The 14,229-nt window shown below is 29.0% G+C and carries 18 protein-coding genes and 2 pseudogenes; 17 read left to right on the forward strand and 3 right to left on the reverse strand.

Going from position 1 to position 14,229, the window contains the following annotated elements; translation table 11 throughout:
• Positions 1–201 (forward strand): hypothetical protein, encoded by a 201-nt coding sequence (locus B3N22_RS02030; RefSeq protein WP_286904496.1) that lies wholly within the window; start codon positions 1–3, stop codon positions 199–201.
• 51 nt (positions 202–252) lie between these two features.
• Here the strand turns inward: B3N22_RS02030 and B3N22_RS02035 are convergent, their stop codons facing one another.
• The gene (locus B3N22_RS02035; protein WP_286904497.1) at positions 253–1,380 is read right to left on the reverse strand and encodes a tetratricopeptide repeat protein; all 1,128 of its coding nucleotides are present in this window, start codon (positions 1,378–1,380) and stop codon (positions 253–255) included.
• A 141-nt stretch (positions 1,381–1,521) separates the two neighbouring features.
• Between B3N22_RS02035 and B3N22_RS02040 the strand changes: the two genes are divergently transcribed.
• The 11 genes and pseudogenes from B3N22_RS02040 (at position 1,522) to B3N22_RS02090 (ending at position 9,772) form a co-directional block, all read left to right on the forward strand.
• Positions 1,522–1,776, forward strand: a complete 255-nt coding sequence (locus B3N22_RS02040; protein ID WP_286904499.1) for a hemolysin XhlA family protein — start codon at positions 1,522–1,524, stop codon at positions 1,774–1,776.
• Between the two features lie 16 nt (positions 1,777–1,792).
• The gene (locus tag B3N22_RS02045) at positions 1,793–2,044 is read left to right on the forward strand and encodes a phage holin family protein (RefSeq protein ID WP_286904500.1); all 252 of its coding nucleotides are present in this window, start codon (positions 1,793–1,795) and stop codon (positions 2,042–2,044) included.
• A gap of 55 nt (positions 2,045–2,099) precedes the next feature.
• Positions 2,100–3,023 (forward strand): GH25 family lysozyme, encoded by a 924-nt coding sequence (locus B3N22_RS02050; protein ID WP_286904502.1) that lies wholly within the window; start codon positions 2,100–2,102, stop codon positions 3,021–3,023.
• Between the two features lie 250 nt (positions 3,024–3,273).
• Positions 3,274–4,227: an FxLYD domain-containing protein gene (locus B3N22_RS02055; RefSeq protein ID WP_286904504.1), complete on the forward strand. Its 954-nt coding sequence runs from the start codon at positions 3,274–3,276 to the stop codon at positions 4,225–4,227.
• Between the two features lie 439 nt (positions 4,228–4,666).
• Positions 4,667–5,038: pseudogene (locus B3N22_RS02060) on the forward strand (glycosyl hydrolase); the annotation flags it as partial.
• 33 nt (positions 5,039–5,071) lie between these two features.
• A pseudogene (locus tag B3N22_RS02065) lies at positions 5,072–5,401 on the forward strand (C40 family peptidase); the annotation flags it as partial.
• A 371-nt stretch (positions 5,402–5,772) separates the two neighbouring features.
• Positions 5,773–6,975: an IS701 family transposase gene (locus tag B3N22_RS02070; protein WP_286904505.1), complete on the forward strand. Its 1,203-nt coding sequence runs from the start codon at positions 5,773–5,775 to the stop codon at positions 6,973–6,975.
• An 82-nt stretch (positions 6,976–7,057) separates the two neighbouring features.
• Positions 7,058–7,510, forward strand: a complete 453-nt coding sequence (locus B3N22_RS02075; protein WP_286904506.1) for a hypothetical protein — start codon at positions 7,058–7,060, stop codon at positions 7,508–7,510.
• Positions 7,500–7,634, forward strand: a complete 135-nt coding sequence (locus B3N22_RS02080) for an SHOCT domain-containing protein (RefSeq protein WP_286904508.1) — start codon at positions 7,500–7,502, stop codon at positions 7,632–7,634. Before B3N22_RS02075 ends, B3N22_RS02080 begins: the two co-directional genes overlap by 11 nt.
• 576 nt (positions 7,635–8,210) lie before the next feature.
• Positions 8,211–8,639, forward strand: a complete 429-nt coding sequence (locus B3N22_RS02085) for a hypothetical protein (RefSeq protein WP_286904510.1) — start codon at positions 8,211–8,213, stop codon at positions 8,637–8,639.
• 590 nt (positions 8,640–9,229) lie between these two features.
• Positions 9,230–9,772 carry a hypothetical protein gene (locus tag B3N22_RS02090; RefSeq protein ID WP_286904512.1) on the forward strand — a complete coding sequence of 181 codons (543 nt, stop codon included), beginning with the start codon at positions 9,230–9,232 and terminating at the stop codon, positions 9,770–9,772.
• A 271-nt stretch (positions 9,773–10,043) separates the two neighbouring features.
• On the opposite strand, the gene B3N22_RS02095 is transcribed toward B3N22_RS02090, so the two are convergent.
• Positions 10,044–10,361 (reverse strand): hypothetical protein, encoded by a 318-nt coding sequence (locus B3N22_RS02095; RefSeq protein WP_073015922.1) that lies wholly within the window; start codon positions 10,359–10,361, stop codon positions 10,044–10,046.
• 406 nt (positions 10,362–10,767) lie between these two features.
• Here B3N22_RS02095 and B3N22_RS02100 point away from each other — a divergent pair, with 406 nt between their 5' ends.
• The 4 genes from B3N22_RS02100 to B3N22_RS02115 all read left to right on the forward strand — a co-directional run bounded on the left by B3N22_RS02100 (position 10,768) and on the right by B3N22_RS02115 (position 12,835).
• A complete protein-coding gene (locus B3N22_RS02100) occupies positions 10,768–10,965 on the forward strand; it encodes a single stranded DNA-binding domain-containing protein (RefSeq protein WP_286904515.1) in 198 nt (65 codons plus the stop codon).
• A gap of 205 nt (positions 10,966–11,170) precedes the next feature.
• Entirely contained in the window at positions 11,171–11,827 is a 657-nt protein-coding gene (locus B3N22_RS02105) for a DUF998 domain-containing protein (RefSeq protein ID WP_286904517.1), read from the forward strand.
• A 429-nt stretch (positions 11,828–12,256) separates the two neighbouring features.
• Entirely contained in the window at positions 12,257–12,511 is a 255-nt protein-coding gene (locus tag B3N22_RS02110; RefSeq protein WP_286904518.1) for a hypothetical protein, read from the forward strand.
• Between the two features lie 93 nt (positions 12,512–12,604).
• Positions 12,605–12,835 carry a hypothetical protein gene (locus B3N22_RS02115; protein ID WP_286904519.1) on the forward strand — a complete coding sequence of 77 codons (231 nt, stop codon included), beginning with the start codon at positions 12,605–12,607 and terminating at the stop codon, positions 12,833–12,835.
• Between the two features lie 169 nt (positions 12,836–13,004).
• On the opposite strand, the gene B3N22_RS02120 is transcribed toward B3N22_RS02115, so the two are convergent.
• The gene (locus tag B3N22_RS02120; RefSeq protein ID WP_286904520.1) at positions 13,005–13,361 is read right to left on the reverse strand and encodes a hypothetical protein; all 357 of its coding nucleotides are present in this window, start codon (positions 13,359–13,361) and stop codon (positions 13,005–13,007) included.
• A gap of 156 nt (positions 13,362–13,517) precedes the next feature.
• Between B3N22_RS02120 and B3N22_RS02125 the strand changes: the two genes are divergently transcribed.
• On the forward strand, positions 13,518–14,114 hold the full coding sequence (locus B3N22_RS02125) for a peptidoglycan-binding domain-containing protein (protein ID WP_286904522.1): 597 nt from the start codon (positions 13,518–13,520) through the stop codon (positions 14,112–14,114).
• Positions 14,115–14,229 lie beyond the last annotated feature (115 nt).

Raw genomic sequence — 14,229 nt, forward strand, 5'->3', positions numbered from 1 at the left:
ATGTTAATGTTAACTGGTGTGGCGATAGTCACTACAGCGGAAGGAAAAAGGATAACTTATAGTTATTCCGAGGTAGATGGAAATGGAACAATAGTTAAATCTAATACTAAAAGAAGTTTTGTTGCAGTAGATCAGGAAATGAAAGATATTATAGAGCAGTTAGAGAATAAAGTTTCTAATCATATGAATATAAATGAATAGAAGAAGAGATATAATATCTAAATTTGAATTCAGATATTATATCTCAAATATTTATTCTGGAATATATTTAAATAAAATTTCTGAAGTCTCTCTATTTTTAACAGTTACATAATAATTAGATGGATATATAGGGCTCATATTGTGATCTTTCCTTTTAAAGAATAGTTGATTATCAAACAGAAATATTTCCAAGTCCCAGCTTTCAAAGACCTCGTTGCTCCAAGTTGGATATCTTCCCACAGTCACAGTCATGTAACCCAAATTATCCTCATGAAAAAGAGATTTATATGGAATATCAATATCTGGTGGTAATTTGCTACCAGTGTACATAGTTCCAGGGTGAGGACCAGGGTTTTTTACTATAATAGGATAAGTATCTTTTTGTGCATTAGATGGACTTGTGTTATTAGTTGGACTTGTGTTATTAGATGGTGATTGTACATTATCAACTGGACTATTATTTGCAGCCGTAGCATTTATATTTGATGAATTATTTTTTATGTTGTTCGTGCTTGACGAGCTATTTTTATCATTGCTTACATTTGATGGTTTATTTGTATTTTGACTTACATTTGAAGCTAACTGTGAGGAACTATTTACAGTGCTTTCTTTAAGTTGCTTTGTATTTTGAAATTCTTTTGTATAAATTTCTTTTAATGATAATGCTTCAGTGTTAGTTGCTTCAATTTTCAATATATTCTCAAGAAGAGATATAGCAGAATCATATTTGTTAATGGCAGCATAAGATTTTGCTTTATTAAAGTTTTCTTTAATGTATTGGCTAATACATTCATCTATCTTATCTTTTGCTGTATTATAATATTTTGAGTCGGCTTCAGGAATTTTCTTAAATATATCAGCAGCTTCTAAGTACTTATTCTCATCAAATAATGCTAGAGCTTCAGTATAATTTTGTTTTGATTCTTTAAGTTGTTTCGTTAAATCAATTTTATCATTAATAGTACTTTCATTTTTTTTATTATACTTTAATGCGGAACTATAATTATCTATAGCTTGATCAAATTCATCTGAGGCTAGCGAGTTATCGCCGAGTATTGTAAATTTATTATAATTATGAGTGTTGTATGCGTATACACCCAATGGAGTTGATAACATTATAAGTATCAAAATAATACCTAAAATGATAAATGGTTTATTTTTTAACTGTGATATTTTCATAACTGTCCCCCTAAAATTAACATATTCAATAGTAATATATCAAATTTAAACACGCAAGTATATACAATTATTAAAAGAATTTAAGAGTGTTGAATAAATCAACTCTCTTGTTATATTTTAAATAATGAAGTGAGGTGTAATATGAATGAAGAACTATGTCTAGAGAGACATAAAAGAATTACAGAAAAGCTAGATGAGCATGAAAGGAGAATCAATAAGCATGGGGAAAGACTAGACTCGTTAGATAAGGATAGTATAGAACTTAAAACAGAAATCAAGAATTTGTGCAAGCAAATAGGGGCATTAACCTCAATTCTAAAATGGTTCATAGGTTTATTAGTAGGAAGCTTTGTAGCTTTCTTTTTTTATGCAGTGCAACACAATATTTTTAAATAAAAGGAGAGATGTAAAAATGGAATTTACAAAATTTATAACTGAAAATGCTTTAATCTTAGTACCAGCACTTTATGTTTTAGGAATGGTTTTAAAAGGAACTGAAAGGATATCTGATAAATATATCCCAATAGTGTTATTACCTATAGGTGTTATTGCATCTATATCTATGTTAGGTTACACAGTTCAATCAATTGTACAAGGTGTACTTGTGGTTGGTGCAGCAGTTTATACTAATCAATTAGTTAAGCAAATTAATAAATCAGAGTAAAACATGGGGCCTTATGGCTCCTTTTAAATTATTAAAATAATCGGAGGAATGTAAAATGATAAAAGGTATAGACATATCAAATCACCAACCAAGTGCGGATTTTAACGCACTTAAAAACTCTGTTCAAGTAGTAATTATGAAAGCTACTGAAGGAGTAACCTATAAAGATCCATTACTAGAATCACATTATCAAAAAGCTAAAGAGGTAGGTTTTCCAGTAGGGTTTTATCACTTCATGAGTGAAAGTACGTCACCTTCAGAACAGGCGGTAGCTTTTTATAATGCTATAAAAGATAAGCAATATGAAATATTACCTTGCTTAGATATAGAAACAAATAACCAAAATAGAAGTGCAACACAAATAACTGATAGATGCCTGGAGTTCTTAAATAAATTTAAAGAGCTTTCAGGAATAGATTGCATGATCTATACAGGGGGTTATTTTGGAAGAGATAATTTAGATAACAGAATTAAAGGATATAAAGCTTGGATAGCACACTATGGAGTTAGTACCCCAATGGAAACAGGTTTTTCTAATGTGGTAGGGCATCAATACACTTCTAGTGGGAATGTGCATGGAATCAATGGGAATGTTGACTTAAATAACTTTACAGAAGGAATTTATATATGTGACAAACAAAAGGATGTAGATCAACCGATACAAGAAATAGATACTGGTGGATGGGTTGCTAGATTACAAACTGAATGCAATACTCAAGGGTTTTCTAATCAAGTTGTAGACAATACACCTGGATCAATAACATTATCAGGATGCCCAATGTTAAAGATAGGTGCTAGTGGGAATATAACCAGACTATTACAAGAAAAGCTAAATACATTAGGCTTTAACTGTGGAGCTATAGATGGAATGTTTGGAGAAAAGACTAGAGCAGCAGTAATAGCTTTCCAAGCATCAAGAGGATTATCAGCAGATGGAATAGTTGGACAAAATACTTGGAGAAAACTTTTGGGATTATAAGAGATTTATTTTAATTTAAGAATTATATGGTCATCTGAAGTATGAAGGCTAAGGTTTTAATAAAATAGATAAAGAATTTAATGCAGAGCTATAAAGAAAAGATAAATTTGGTTTTGAAATATCCTAATAATAATTATGTAATTATAAAAAAACACATGGGATACATTGGATTATGAGAATAAAAATGTTAAAATTGTATTTGTTATTTTAGATGCTTAATAACTTTAATTAAATATTTAGGGGTGGGTATATGAATTGTAATAAATGTGGAAAAGAAATTTCAGAAGAAAATAAGTTTTGTAGCAATTGTGGTAACGAATTACTAAAAACTAAAGATGAAGAAACTAAAAATACATCAAATGTCACAGAAAATTTAAAAGATACCACTAAAGAAAATATAAAAACAAAGAAGTGGTATAAAAATAAAAAAATAATATTGACACTAGTTGGGTTAATATTAGTATGCATATTTATGTACATACAAAGTTATAATAAACATTTTACTCTATCTAAGTCCGCATATGATTCTAAGAATTATTCTTATGCAGCTGATCAAATAAGTAAATTATTGCCTTTATCACCAAGTGATGCAAAAGAATTTAAAAAAATTAAATTTATGGGAAAATGCTACTCTGATTTAGGATATGCAAAAGCTAATATTGAGAATGGAGATGCAGAGACAAATTTAAGACGTTTACTGCAAGGTTACGAATATAATGTGAATAATTTAGAGTTGGCTAAAAAGTACAAGTTAACAGACAATCGTAACTTTACAGATATTCAACAAGAGTACTTAAAGTATTTATCAACTTATTTCAATATGTCTAGCTATAAAGTTGATAAACTATTAAAATCAAGTGATAAAGACAAGGAAATAAAGGCAGCTGCTAGTGATTTGTCAGCAAGTATAAATATTAAGAAATATAATGAAATTAATCCTATACAATTTAAAGAAGTAGTACTAACATCTAACTCTATTTACTCACAAATAACTGGAACGGTTACAAATGTTAGTTCTAAAAAAGTAGAATTTATTAAAGTTAAAGGACTATTTAAAGACAAAAATGGAAGTGTTATCGACACAGATTGGACTTACGCGGTAGGTGAAGAGGGACTTGCTCCCAATGAATCTAAGAAGTTTACTTTATCAGTGAGCAAAGATAAAAATATAGAAGCAGGAAATGTTGAATTAATGAAATATTGAAAATAATTGTTGGAATTTAAAAAGAGTTCAATATTTACTTTTATAATAAAAAGCTCCTGCATCAATTAAGATACAGGAGCAAATATATGCTAAAGAAAATATGGGTTATGGATAGAACCCTTACGTTAACCTTCTATATAATATATGCAGATTAAAAGATTATTGCCACAACTGAGGATTAATTTCCTTGGTTGTGGCTTTTTTTCTTTTTATTTAACGATAATTACAAAATATTGAACTTTTATGCATAAATTTACAAACTTTACATAATAAATGATACACTTAAAAAGAAGAACACAATTAATTAAAAGGGGGATGGATTATGAAAAAATTATTAAAGTTACTTATTTTTGTACCAGCATTATTAATATCATTTATAGTGGCTAAGACAGAAGTGGTACAAGCAGCGGAAACTATACACATTGAATATCAAGCTCATATGCAGAACTTAGGGTGGATACCTGTAAAAGGATATGGTGATGTAGCTGGAAGACCAGGAGAAGGGTTGAGAATGGAAGCAATCGCTATTCATACTAACGATCCTAATGTTAAACTTGAATATCAAGCACATGTTGAAAACTATGGATGGATGCCAGTAGTCAAAGATGGTATGATTGCTGGAATTTCAGGTCAGAATTTAAGAATGGAAGCCATTTCTATAGCAGCGAAAGATGCAAGTGGGAAAGACGCAGTTGGATATAATTTAAGATATAGAGTTTATCTTCAGTACAAGGGATGGCAAGAATGGAAGAGTGGAGGACAAATAGCAGGAACTACAGGAGAATCTAGAGGAATAGAAGCAATACAAATTTCACTTACTAAAGGTAATCCTGATCCTTTAGGACAAGACGTTGTAAATGAAGCATATAGACACTTAGGAAAAACATATGTTTACGGAGCGACTGGACCTAATACATTTGATTGCTCAGGATTAACACGATATGTGTACAAGCAAGTAGGTATAAACATATCTAGAACAACATTTACGCAACTTAACGATGGAGTATCAGTAAGTTATTCAAATCTACAACCAGGAGATTTAGTGTTTACGAGTACTACTCATGTAGGCATATATATAGGAAATGGGCAAATGATTCATGCTCCTCAGACAGGTGATTTTGTGAAGATATCTAGTATATGGAACTTTTATGCAGCAAGAAGAATAATAAACTAAGCATAAAAAAGACTCCTCAATAGGAGTCTTTTTTATGAATACTTTTATACAGCTAATAAGTCTAAAAATATTTGTATAAAAGCAATTATCAGTATAATGATATCTAATATTGCCAAGAAAACTAGTACAATAAAGCAGATAATATTCCAAAGAAGGTGCAATCACTCATATTTCTTACCTAACCGCATTATGGATAATCTAATCATGCTCTATACAAAAACTTACTATAATATGGTATATTTTATTTATACCTATAATAGTGCAAAAACACTTGAATAATTTTACAAGTGAATAAAACAAAAAACATTTATGATAAATCCCTGTTATAATTGAGTTTGCACACAACAACTACAGCAAGGAGCTATACATAAATGTTTCAGAACACAATTATATCAAACGAACTATCAATATACAAATTTTTTAAGCAATTAAATTTTGATTTATATCTAACCAAACCACAACTAAAGCACTTAGAAAGTGTTATGAATGCTATGATATTAAAAGGCTACAATGGAAAAGTATCCGACATAGCGGAGCTTACTTCGCCAAGGCATAGAACAAGTATTACTAGATTTTTATCAAATGGTACTTGGGATGAAAAACTTTTGATTAAATCACTACAATCATTAGTGATAGAACTTATTTGGAGTAAATCGAGAGAAACTAAAAAGCCCATATACTTCATTATTGATGATACTATTTCTGAGAAAACAAAGCCCTCGTCAAAGGCTAAGAAACCAATTGAAAAGTGTTCATTTCACAATTCACATTTAAAAGGTAACACCGTATATGGACATCAAATATTAGTTTCACTACTATCGTGTGACGGTTTAGTTCTCCCATACTCAATAGATATTTATGATAAACAATCTATGAGCAAAATAGAGTTAACCCAAAATTTAATTGCAAAACTTCCTAAACCTGAAATTAAAGGTTATGTTTTATGTGATAGTTGGTACAGTTGTAAAGCTATTTTTAATAGTTCCTTGAAAGCTGGTTACAGCTATATAGGAGCTTTAAAAACTAACAGAGTTATTTATCCAAAAGACCATAAGAGATTAGGAATTAAACTTCATAAATTCGCTACAACATTAAATATAGATGACTTTGACCTTGTCACCGTTAAAGATAAAGAATACTATATTCACAACTATGTTGGCGATTTAAAGGATAGAAAAAATATTTCTATTATCCTAAGTTATCCTAAAGAATCTTTTCAAAAGGATGGTTCATTAAAAACATTCATCTCTTTAGATAATTCTTTAAAGCCTTTGGATATTTTAACGCAATATACTGACCGATGGGCGATTGAGCCATTCTTTAGAGATTGTAAATCTCATCTAGGCTTAGATGGATATCAAGTAAGAAGTGAAAAGAGTATCAATAGATATTTAGGAATAGTGCTAATAGGCTATACCTATTGCAAATTATATTCTAATGAAAATTATCACTTCAACCGTGGATATAAAGCTGCCAAGAAAGATTTAGAGAAGTCTAAAGTATTATATATTTATGAAGCTGCCGCAAGCGGTACGCCTATTGAAAAAGTTTTTGAGTTATTAAAAATAGCTTAGGAATCTGTTTGGTTATTCAACTGTAAAATTATTCAAGTAAAAATGCACTATTATAGTTATACATATTTTAAGGGGGAGAGTTATGAGAAAAGATATTGAGGATTTAATTGAAAACTTGAAATTACCTACTCTTGGATTTGAGAGTAATTATAAATGTGCTGAGGAGTACCTAACACCTGATGAAAAAGTTTTATTTATATATCCAGGTAGCGGAGGGATATCAGAAATAAAACGAGATGAGAATTTTGTACCTATTCAATTAAATTTAGAAAATAAAAAGCAAGGAATATTTGTTATAACTACAAATAGAATATTTCATGCAAGTAGTATATTAGGAGAAGGTTTTGAACAGATAGACAAGGAAGAAATAGTTACATATAGAGCATTTAAGTCTCAATTAGCAGTAAGGGTAATGGAAATATTTTCAAACACCAGAGTTCTTGAGGTTGAATTATCATATAAAAAGCAAATTGTTAAAGCTGCAGGAAAAGCTGTTATGTTCCTGATTGACAGCGAAAGTTCTAGTGAAATATAATATAGAACAGGTAGTTGAAGATATTCCAAAACGAATAAAAGGTCTTGAAGAGCTTAAAGATATGGGAATAGTATCAGATGAAGAGTTTAATCAGGAGAGAAGAGAGTTGCCTGAGATGTTGTAAAATAATGATGTAGCCACCACAAACATAAAATATATAAATATTATGCTTACATACTACAACATTAGATATGAAGATACCTTGAATATATTTATTTCTACATATACATGTTTATAAACAAATGCAAAAACAATATTGGAAAAGGAACTAAAGTGATATTTTATGAATATAATAGAAAGCCCCTGTATCAATTAAGATACAGGAGCAAAAAAAATTTTTTAAGCAAAAATGACTTCTTGGTAACTAGTAACACTGCAAAATTAACTGAGAAAAATTCTACTACTATAATATATGCAGATTATAAGATTATTGCCACAACTAAGGATTAGTTTCCTTGGTTGTGGCTTTTTAGTTATAAGAAACTAAATATCTATATAGAAAATATAGTAGTAATATATTAAAATAAGCTTAGTGATTTAAACACAATTAATAATAGAAATTTTAGTTATTTTAAAAGAATAAATTTAAGAATAGTAGTAATTGAAAAGTAATATCTTTGGTGAGGTGAGTAAAATAGCGTTTAATTTGAAATATATTGCAACAATGCATACTTTTATGCTAATAGGAGCATTAATACCTATGATGGTAGTACTATTATTTATGCTTCATTTAGCAAAGAAGAATTTTAGAGACTTTAGAAATAATGATTCTTCAATAGGCTATTTATATACATATTCTCCATCTAAATCTAAATTGCGTTTAATAAGTACATCTATATTCTGTTCAATTGTGTTTATATTTTATTTTAGTGTATTAATATTTTGTATAAAAGTTATTATAATTCCTGCAGTAAAAGATGTTCCTAAATTAATTACTAATGACTACGAATACGCTACTGGAATAGTCAATAAGGTTCAAAGTGAAAAAACTAGTAATATAATTTATATAAACGATGTAGAAATTTATGAATCTAAAATCTTTATAAAAGGTAAAATAAAACAAGGGCATAAGTATAAGATTGCGTACTTAAAAAATACAAAAGAGTGCGTAGGATTTGAAGAACTATAAGTGCTTAAATAAGGTGGACAAAAAGGTGCCACAACTTAATAATTTATAGCTTTTTTTAGTGTTTTTAGAAAAGTAATAAATATTCACAAACCTAGATAAATAAAGGCTTTGATGGCTTTTAGTATTTTATAATTTTATGTCTTTAGAGGTTCTTGGGGTCTCGGGTCAAGTCCCGCTACTCAGACCAAAATAAGATTAAAACCCTGTAAACATGAGAGTTTGCAGGGTTTATGTTTTTGTGGGAAATATGGGCTTGTGGCCAATTTGTGGTCTAAGTAAAAAATTTAGTCAAAAATATCTTCAAGTTTACGTACAGCTTCAAGCTGCATATTAGGAAGAACATGAGAGTAAATATCTAAAGTCATACTGATATTTGCATGGGCTAAACGCTCACTAACTATATTTGGATGAGTACCTTGTTGTAAGAGTAAAGTAGCAAGTATCCCCCTAAACTCATACCAGTTTGAAAAGATAGAAAAAGTATATAGTAACATTTACTGGATAATATGTAATGTATAGAAAATAAATAGGGGATATGGTATACTAATTTTATTGTGAAATGGGTATTAAAAGGGAGGGTGGTACTGAAAATGAAAAGTATGATGAAAAGTATGAGGATGAGTAAAAATGAAATTCCAGTCGATATAGTGCCTTTGTTTGAGGAGATTGTTCAAATATATAAGGGAGACGAATGTGAAGAAAAGTTTATGATAGCTATGGAAGAACATCTCTCTAAAGAGCAGCGATTCCGCTTATGTGAACAAAATGGAAGTTGTAGGGGTACTGGGGAAGATAAAGAGAGAAAAGCATTCGCACTTGAATATGCTGACAAACCTCTTGGCGAGAGATTGAGATTATTTACAAATAAATTTAGAAGAACAGCTGTTTTAAATGAGGATAATACAATTACAGTCACTTTTGCTTGTAACCATGGATACTATAAGCATGCACCAAAAGGAACGTTTCAGTTTCCAAAATCCATTGAAACATATTTTGAAAGATGTGCAGGTGGGCGTTTGTACGAATATCAAAAGGCATTAGGAATAAAATTGAAGATTAAGTCAGTTGACGTATCTCCACTCATCGAAAATATGATAAATCCAGTCGTATTTACCTTTGAGATAGTTAATTAATACCAGGTTAAAAAAAGATAGTAAATATGTACATAAGAAAATAAGGTATCTGTCACGGACACCTTTATCTTTTATTCCCCTTTCCATACTTCTATCTAACATACTCAATAAAGTAATCTATTATTTTCAGCAACACCAGTAGCATCTGTAATGCCAGTAACACTAGTTGGAGAAACTATATCATTTTATACTGTGACTAGATTTACTTCAACAAATACGATTCTAAAATAGCAAATATTAAAGCAATTTTAAAGATGCTTATTAGTATCTTTTAAGATATATAGGCTTCTCCATCACCTATAATCACTATTCTGTGCTCTGGTTTTAATGATATTAAATTAAATTTTTGTGATTTAGGAGGTAGGCGTATAGCTTGTTGTGCAATCTGATCTTTATCATAAATCTGCAATAAGAGAGAGCCCTTTTCAGATATATTTTGAATATAGTGAAGATTGTCTTCTGAAAAATTAAAATCAGATACTTTATAAACCCCTTCTTTAAAAGTATTCGAATTTGGAACTGCGTTAGCTTTATATGGAATTAAAAATAAGAGCAAAATAATTAAAAAAGTACTAGTAAATTTCCTCATATGCATAGCCACCTTTCATGGTTATTGTGAGAATAAGTAAGGTTAAATATTCATAAGTTGGAAGAAACCTTAAAAACATAAAAGAATCATATCTGAAGGAGGTTAATCTTCAAATATGATTCTAAGAAGGGTAATTTATATATTAGCATATAATGAGGATACCAACGCTTTGGAATTAAGTATCAGCACATTAGTAAGAAAACTTTTAGGAAAATGGTACATCAATAGTTTAAGCGAAAAATAGATGTCTATACTAGAAATTAATAGAATTAGGCTTGAATGCCCTATATGAGCCATTCATTAGAATTTGTAAAATATTATGTTTAATAACCATATAACCAGTTAACCAGAAATACAGATAACCATATAACCAGAAATACAGCAAATTGGAGCAAAATAAGAAAAATTGGTGCTTAAGTTTACACCAGGTAATGAGATAGCTGTAACTACAGTAACATTGGCAGTAGACAAGTTTAATCCATCTACAGGTAAGAGAGAAGCTGATTTGATCTCAATAACCATATGGGTAAACAGGCTGAAAATACAGCTAACTTCTATGACTATGCAGATAAACTTTATCATCATGCATATGAAAGGCAATTAATTACTCAGTAAAAAGATGAAAAGATAAAGTATCTAGCCACTTTAACATATGAGCAATTAACTATGGGATTTTAGACAAAAGCAGCAAGAAATTCTTTTTTAATGTTCTTTGAGAAGTGAATAGTGAGGTTTTGAAAATATATTTTTGTTGTTTATTATATGGTATAATTAAGTAATATAACTATAAAATTAAGGGTTGCTTAAACATGACAAATTATAAAATAAAGTTTGTTCAAAAAATCGGAACTATATGTGGAATGTTAAGTTCCGTGGTATATATTTTACATGTATTTTTAGGGGCGAATTTATGGGGTGAATATTCTTCTATAAAACAGCCAATTAGTGATTTAACTGGAGAAGGAGCTCCAAATGCTGAACTTCTTAGGATTTTTACTGGTATATATGGAGTATTAGCAATATTTTTTGCTGTTACTTTATATTTAAGCTTAAAAAAGCATGTAAATATACCTTCTAAAATAGGAATGGTATTATTAATAATAATGGAAATATCATCATTTTTGGGATACTCTTTATTTCCTCTTGATGATATAAATGCGGAAATGACATTTCAAAACCTAATGCATATTATGGTAACTGCAATTGTTGTAATAACTACTATTGGTTCAACATTTTTTATTGGGATAGGCTTTAGAAAAATAGAAAATATCAGGACATTGGGTTCATTTATTATCCTATGTGGATGTATAATAACAATTTCTGGAGCTTCCACAGGTATAGTTATATCAAACTCAATTCCTATTTTAGGATTAATAGAGCGTATAAATATTTTTACCGTACAATTAATAATTTTTATACTATCGCTTTTTTTAGCAAAAAACAACAAATATAGAATCGAAGTATAACTCAATAGAATTGTAAGGTGAAATTGAAAGCTAAGATAAGCAAAAGAGAAGTTATAGTTTACTGTTGATAGTGATTAGGAGAGTTTATAATATTTCTTACTCATCTTCTTTAGGATGGATAGTGTTAGGAATAGCAGTTTATACATATCCTTAAAAAACGATAGCATATGATACCGTATTATTTAATAAAAAGAATATGCGGTATTTTTATTCAACAATTAATTCTATGAAAGTGCTGTTAACCATAAACGTAAAATGATTATATTTATTTAGAAAACTCAATAAAGAATTTTAGGATTAAGTTCAACAGTTGTGGCTTTTAATTTATAATCTATATTCTTGTCCTAAGAATATCATGTTAAAATATAATAAGAATGGTAAATTATCATAAAGAGTAAAAAAGAAATATATTAATTATGGAGGGGTATTATGGAATTTTATTTCAAAAATGTTGGTGGGAAAACACACCTTTATCGTGAAGATGGGTTTATTGATGATGATTTAGGTGAATTAGAGACAACATTTACAGGTAAGTTGAAAACTAATAATATTTTTGGTGAAGATTATGAGCTAGAGGATATTTCAGGTTTCTTTTCTAAAGGAAAACGATATTCTATTAAAAGTAGTAATGGAATTAATGGTGTAATAGAGAAATCCTCTGGTGGTAAATATGTTCTTAAGTAGCTACGCATAGTTAAATTAAAAAGAAAATCAATATTTTGTTCAATTATGTTTGTATTGTATTTTAGTGTGCTAATATTTTATACAAAAGATGGTATGATTCCAGGGGTAAAAGATGTACCTAAATTAATAACTAATGATTATGAGTACACTACCGGTATTGTTTATGTAGTTAGAAATGGGAGAGGTAGTAATATAATATATGTGAATGGTCTTAAAATTTATGAAACCAAGGTTTTTATAAAAAGTGAAATCAAACAAGGACATGAACATAAGATTGCATATTTAAAAAATACAAAAGAGTGTGTAGGTTTTAAAGAACTATAAATGCTTAAATAAGGTGGACAAAAAGGTATAATAACTTAATAAGAAGAAAGTGTTTTTGATAAAATTATTTGAAATATTAGTTAATTAATTAACATTTAAGATGTATTCTTAATTTTATATACACAGGTAGCTTAAATTGAAAAAGGTAGTTTAAGCTACCCTTTTTAAATTACCTTATAATAGACCCAAGTAAGAACAAAGGTAGCGGATTAAATCCATATATAGGGTAGGTATAGTATGGATAATAATGAGGATAGTAAGGATTGTAGGGGTATCCTAACTGATTATAATAAGGTCTAGGGAACTCAGAATTATAGGGTCTATTAGTATTAGATATAACTTCGGGATCTATAGGTTGTTTAATAGGTATATTTTTATAATTTGGATTAATAAATAGAAAATTACCCATAAGCTCATAATACTCTTCAGGATATCCTGTTTCATGCATTAGTCCTGGAAGCGTATGTGAATCAATATATTCTAAGTTTTCTTTTGTATTTTGATTTAAGGACTTTTTAGTGTTCATATTATCCTCCAATAAAATAAATCACATTATTTATATATGAAACTAATAGGCATATGTGAAATAAAAACATTATGATATTTGGAGAAAAAAGAAGGTATTTAAATATTAATATTGAATTACTTATTTTGTATACTAATATTTATAAGGGGTGGTTCAATGATTTTTAAAAAAACATGTACGATAACTTTAGTATTAAGTATTTTATCAGGAACAACAGCTTTAGCTGTAACAAATGAAAACGAAAATCAAATTGTTTTAAATTCACAATATAAGTCAGAAAAGTATTCTGAACTTGGGTTGAATTTAACTGAATATACATATGGAAATGCTCCGGAAAATATTCGTAAGATGTATGAAGAAAACTGTAAATCCATAGGCAAAACAGTTAATTTAGATGATGTTATTTATGTCCCTGCTGTAAATAAATCAAATGAAGTGATGTATAGTAATAGCAACTCTACATATCTGAATAATGCCTGGGCTCTTGATAATGGAAATAGAATAGAATTTTATTTAAGAGGAACTTGGTATACTGTTTATAAAAACACCTATGTAGGATATAACTATATAACTAGTGGGATTCCAGTATACTTATTACAACATCTATTGATATTGAAGGGGTATGATGTTGGAATAATGGATGGAGTTTTTGGTCCTAAAACTCATAGTGCTTTAATTAATTATCAAAGTAGTAGAGGGTTATCTGTAGATGCAATATGTGGACAAAATACCTGGAGCTCTTTTTGGTGGTAAATATAAAAGCTAAATATTTAATAGATTTTTTAATATTTTAAGAAAACTAAAAGACATCAAAACCTGAATGAATAAAGGGTTTGATGTCTTTTTATATTGTCTAGAAAACCTCCGG

It is taken from the genome of Clostridium sp. UBA1652 (assembly GCF_002320975.1).
Taxonomy (GTDB): Bacteria; Bacillota; Clostridia; order Clostridiales; family Clostridiaceae; genus Clostridium_T; species Clostridium_T intestinale.

Excerpts from the sequence above, each read along its gene's own strand:
- B3N22_RS02095 (WP_073015922.1), bottom strand. The coding sequence starts at position 10,361 with ATGAGGAAATTTACTAGTACTTTTTTAATTATTTTGCTCTTATTTTTA.
- B3N22_RS02070 (WP_286904505.1), top strand. The coding sequence starts at position 5,773 with ATGTTTCAGAACACAATTATATCAAACGAACTATCAATATACAAATTT.
- B3N22_RS02030 (WP_286904496.1), top strand. The coding sequence starts at position 1 with ATGTTAATGTTAACTGGTGTGGCGATAGTCACTACAGCGGAAGGAAAA.
- B3N22_RS02055 (WP_286904504.1), top strand. The coding sequence starts at position 3,274 with ATGAATTGTAATAAATGTGGAAAAGAAATTTCAGAAGAAAATAAGTTT.
- B3N22_RS02035 (WP_286904497.1), bottom strand. The coding sequence starts at position 1,380 with ATGAAAATATCACAGTTAAAAAATAAACCATTTATCATTTTAGGTATT.
- B3N22_RS02050 (WP_286904502.1), top strand. The coding sequence starts at position 2,100 with ATGATAAAAGGTATAGACATATCAAATCACCAACCAAGTGCGGATTTT.
- B3N22_RS02075 (WP_286904506.1), top strand. The coding sequence starts at position 7,058 with ATGAGAAAAGATATTGAGGATTTAATTGAAAACTTGAAATTACCTACT.
- B3N22_RS02045 (WP_286904500.1), top strand. The coding sequence starts at position 1,793 with ATGGAATTTACAAAATTTATAACTGAAAATGCTTTAATCTTAGTACCA.
- B3N22_RS02120 (WP_286904520.1), bottom strand. The coding sequence starts at position 13,361 with ATGAACACTAAAAAGTCCTTAAATCAAAATACAAAAGAAAACTTAGAA.
- B3N22_RS02125 (WP_286904522.1), top strand. The coding sequence starts at position 13,518 with ATGATTTTTAAAAAAACATGTACGATAACTTTAGTATTAAGTATTTTA.
- B3N22_RS02105 (WP_286904517.1), top strand. The coding sequence starts at position 11,171 with ATGACAAATTATAAAATAAAGTTTGTTCAAAAAATCGGAACTATATGT.
- B3N22_RS02040 (WP_286904499.1), top strand. The coding sequence starts at position 1,522 with ATGAATGAAGAACTATGTCTAGAGAGACATAAAAGAATTACAGAAAAG.
- B3N22_RS02085 (WP_286904510.1), top strand. The coding sequence starts at position 8,211 with ATGATGGTAGTACTATTATTTATGCTTCATTTAGCAAAGAAGAATTTT.
- B3N22_RS02115 (WP_286904519.1), top strand. The coding sequence starts at position 12,605 with ATGATTCCAGGGGTAAAAGATGTACCTAAATTAATAACTAATGATTAT.
- B3N22_RS02090 (WP_286904512.1), top strand. The coding sequence starts at position 9,230 with ATGAAAAGTATGATGAAAAGTATGAGGATGAGTAAAAATGAAATTCCA.
- B3N22_RS02110 (WP_286904518.1), top strand. The coding sequence starts at position 12,257 with ATGGAATTTTATTTCAAAAATGTTGGTGGGAAAACACACCTTTATCGT.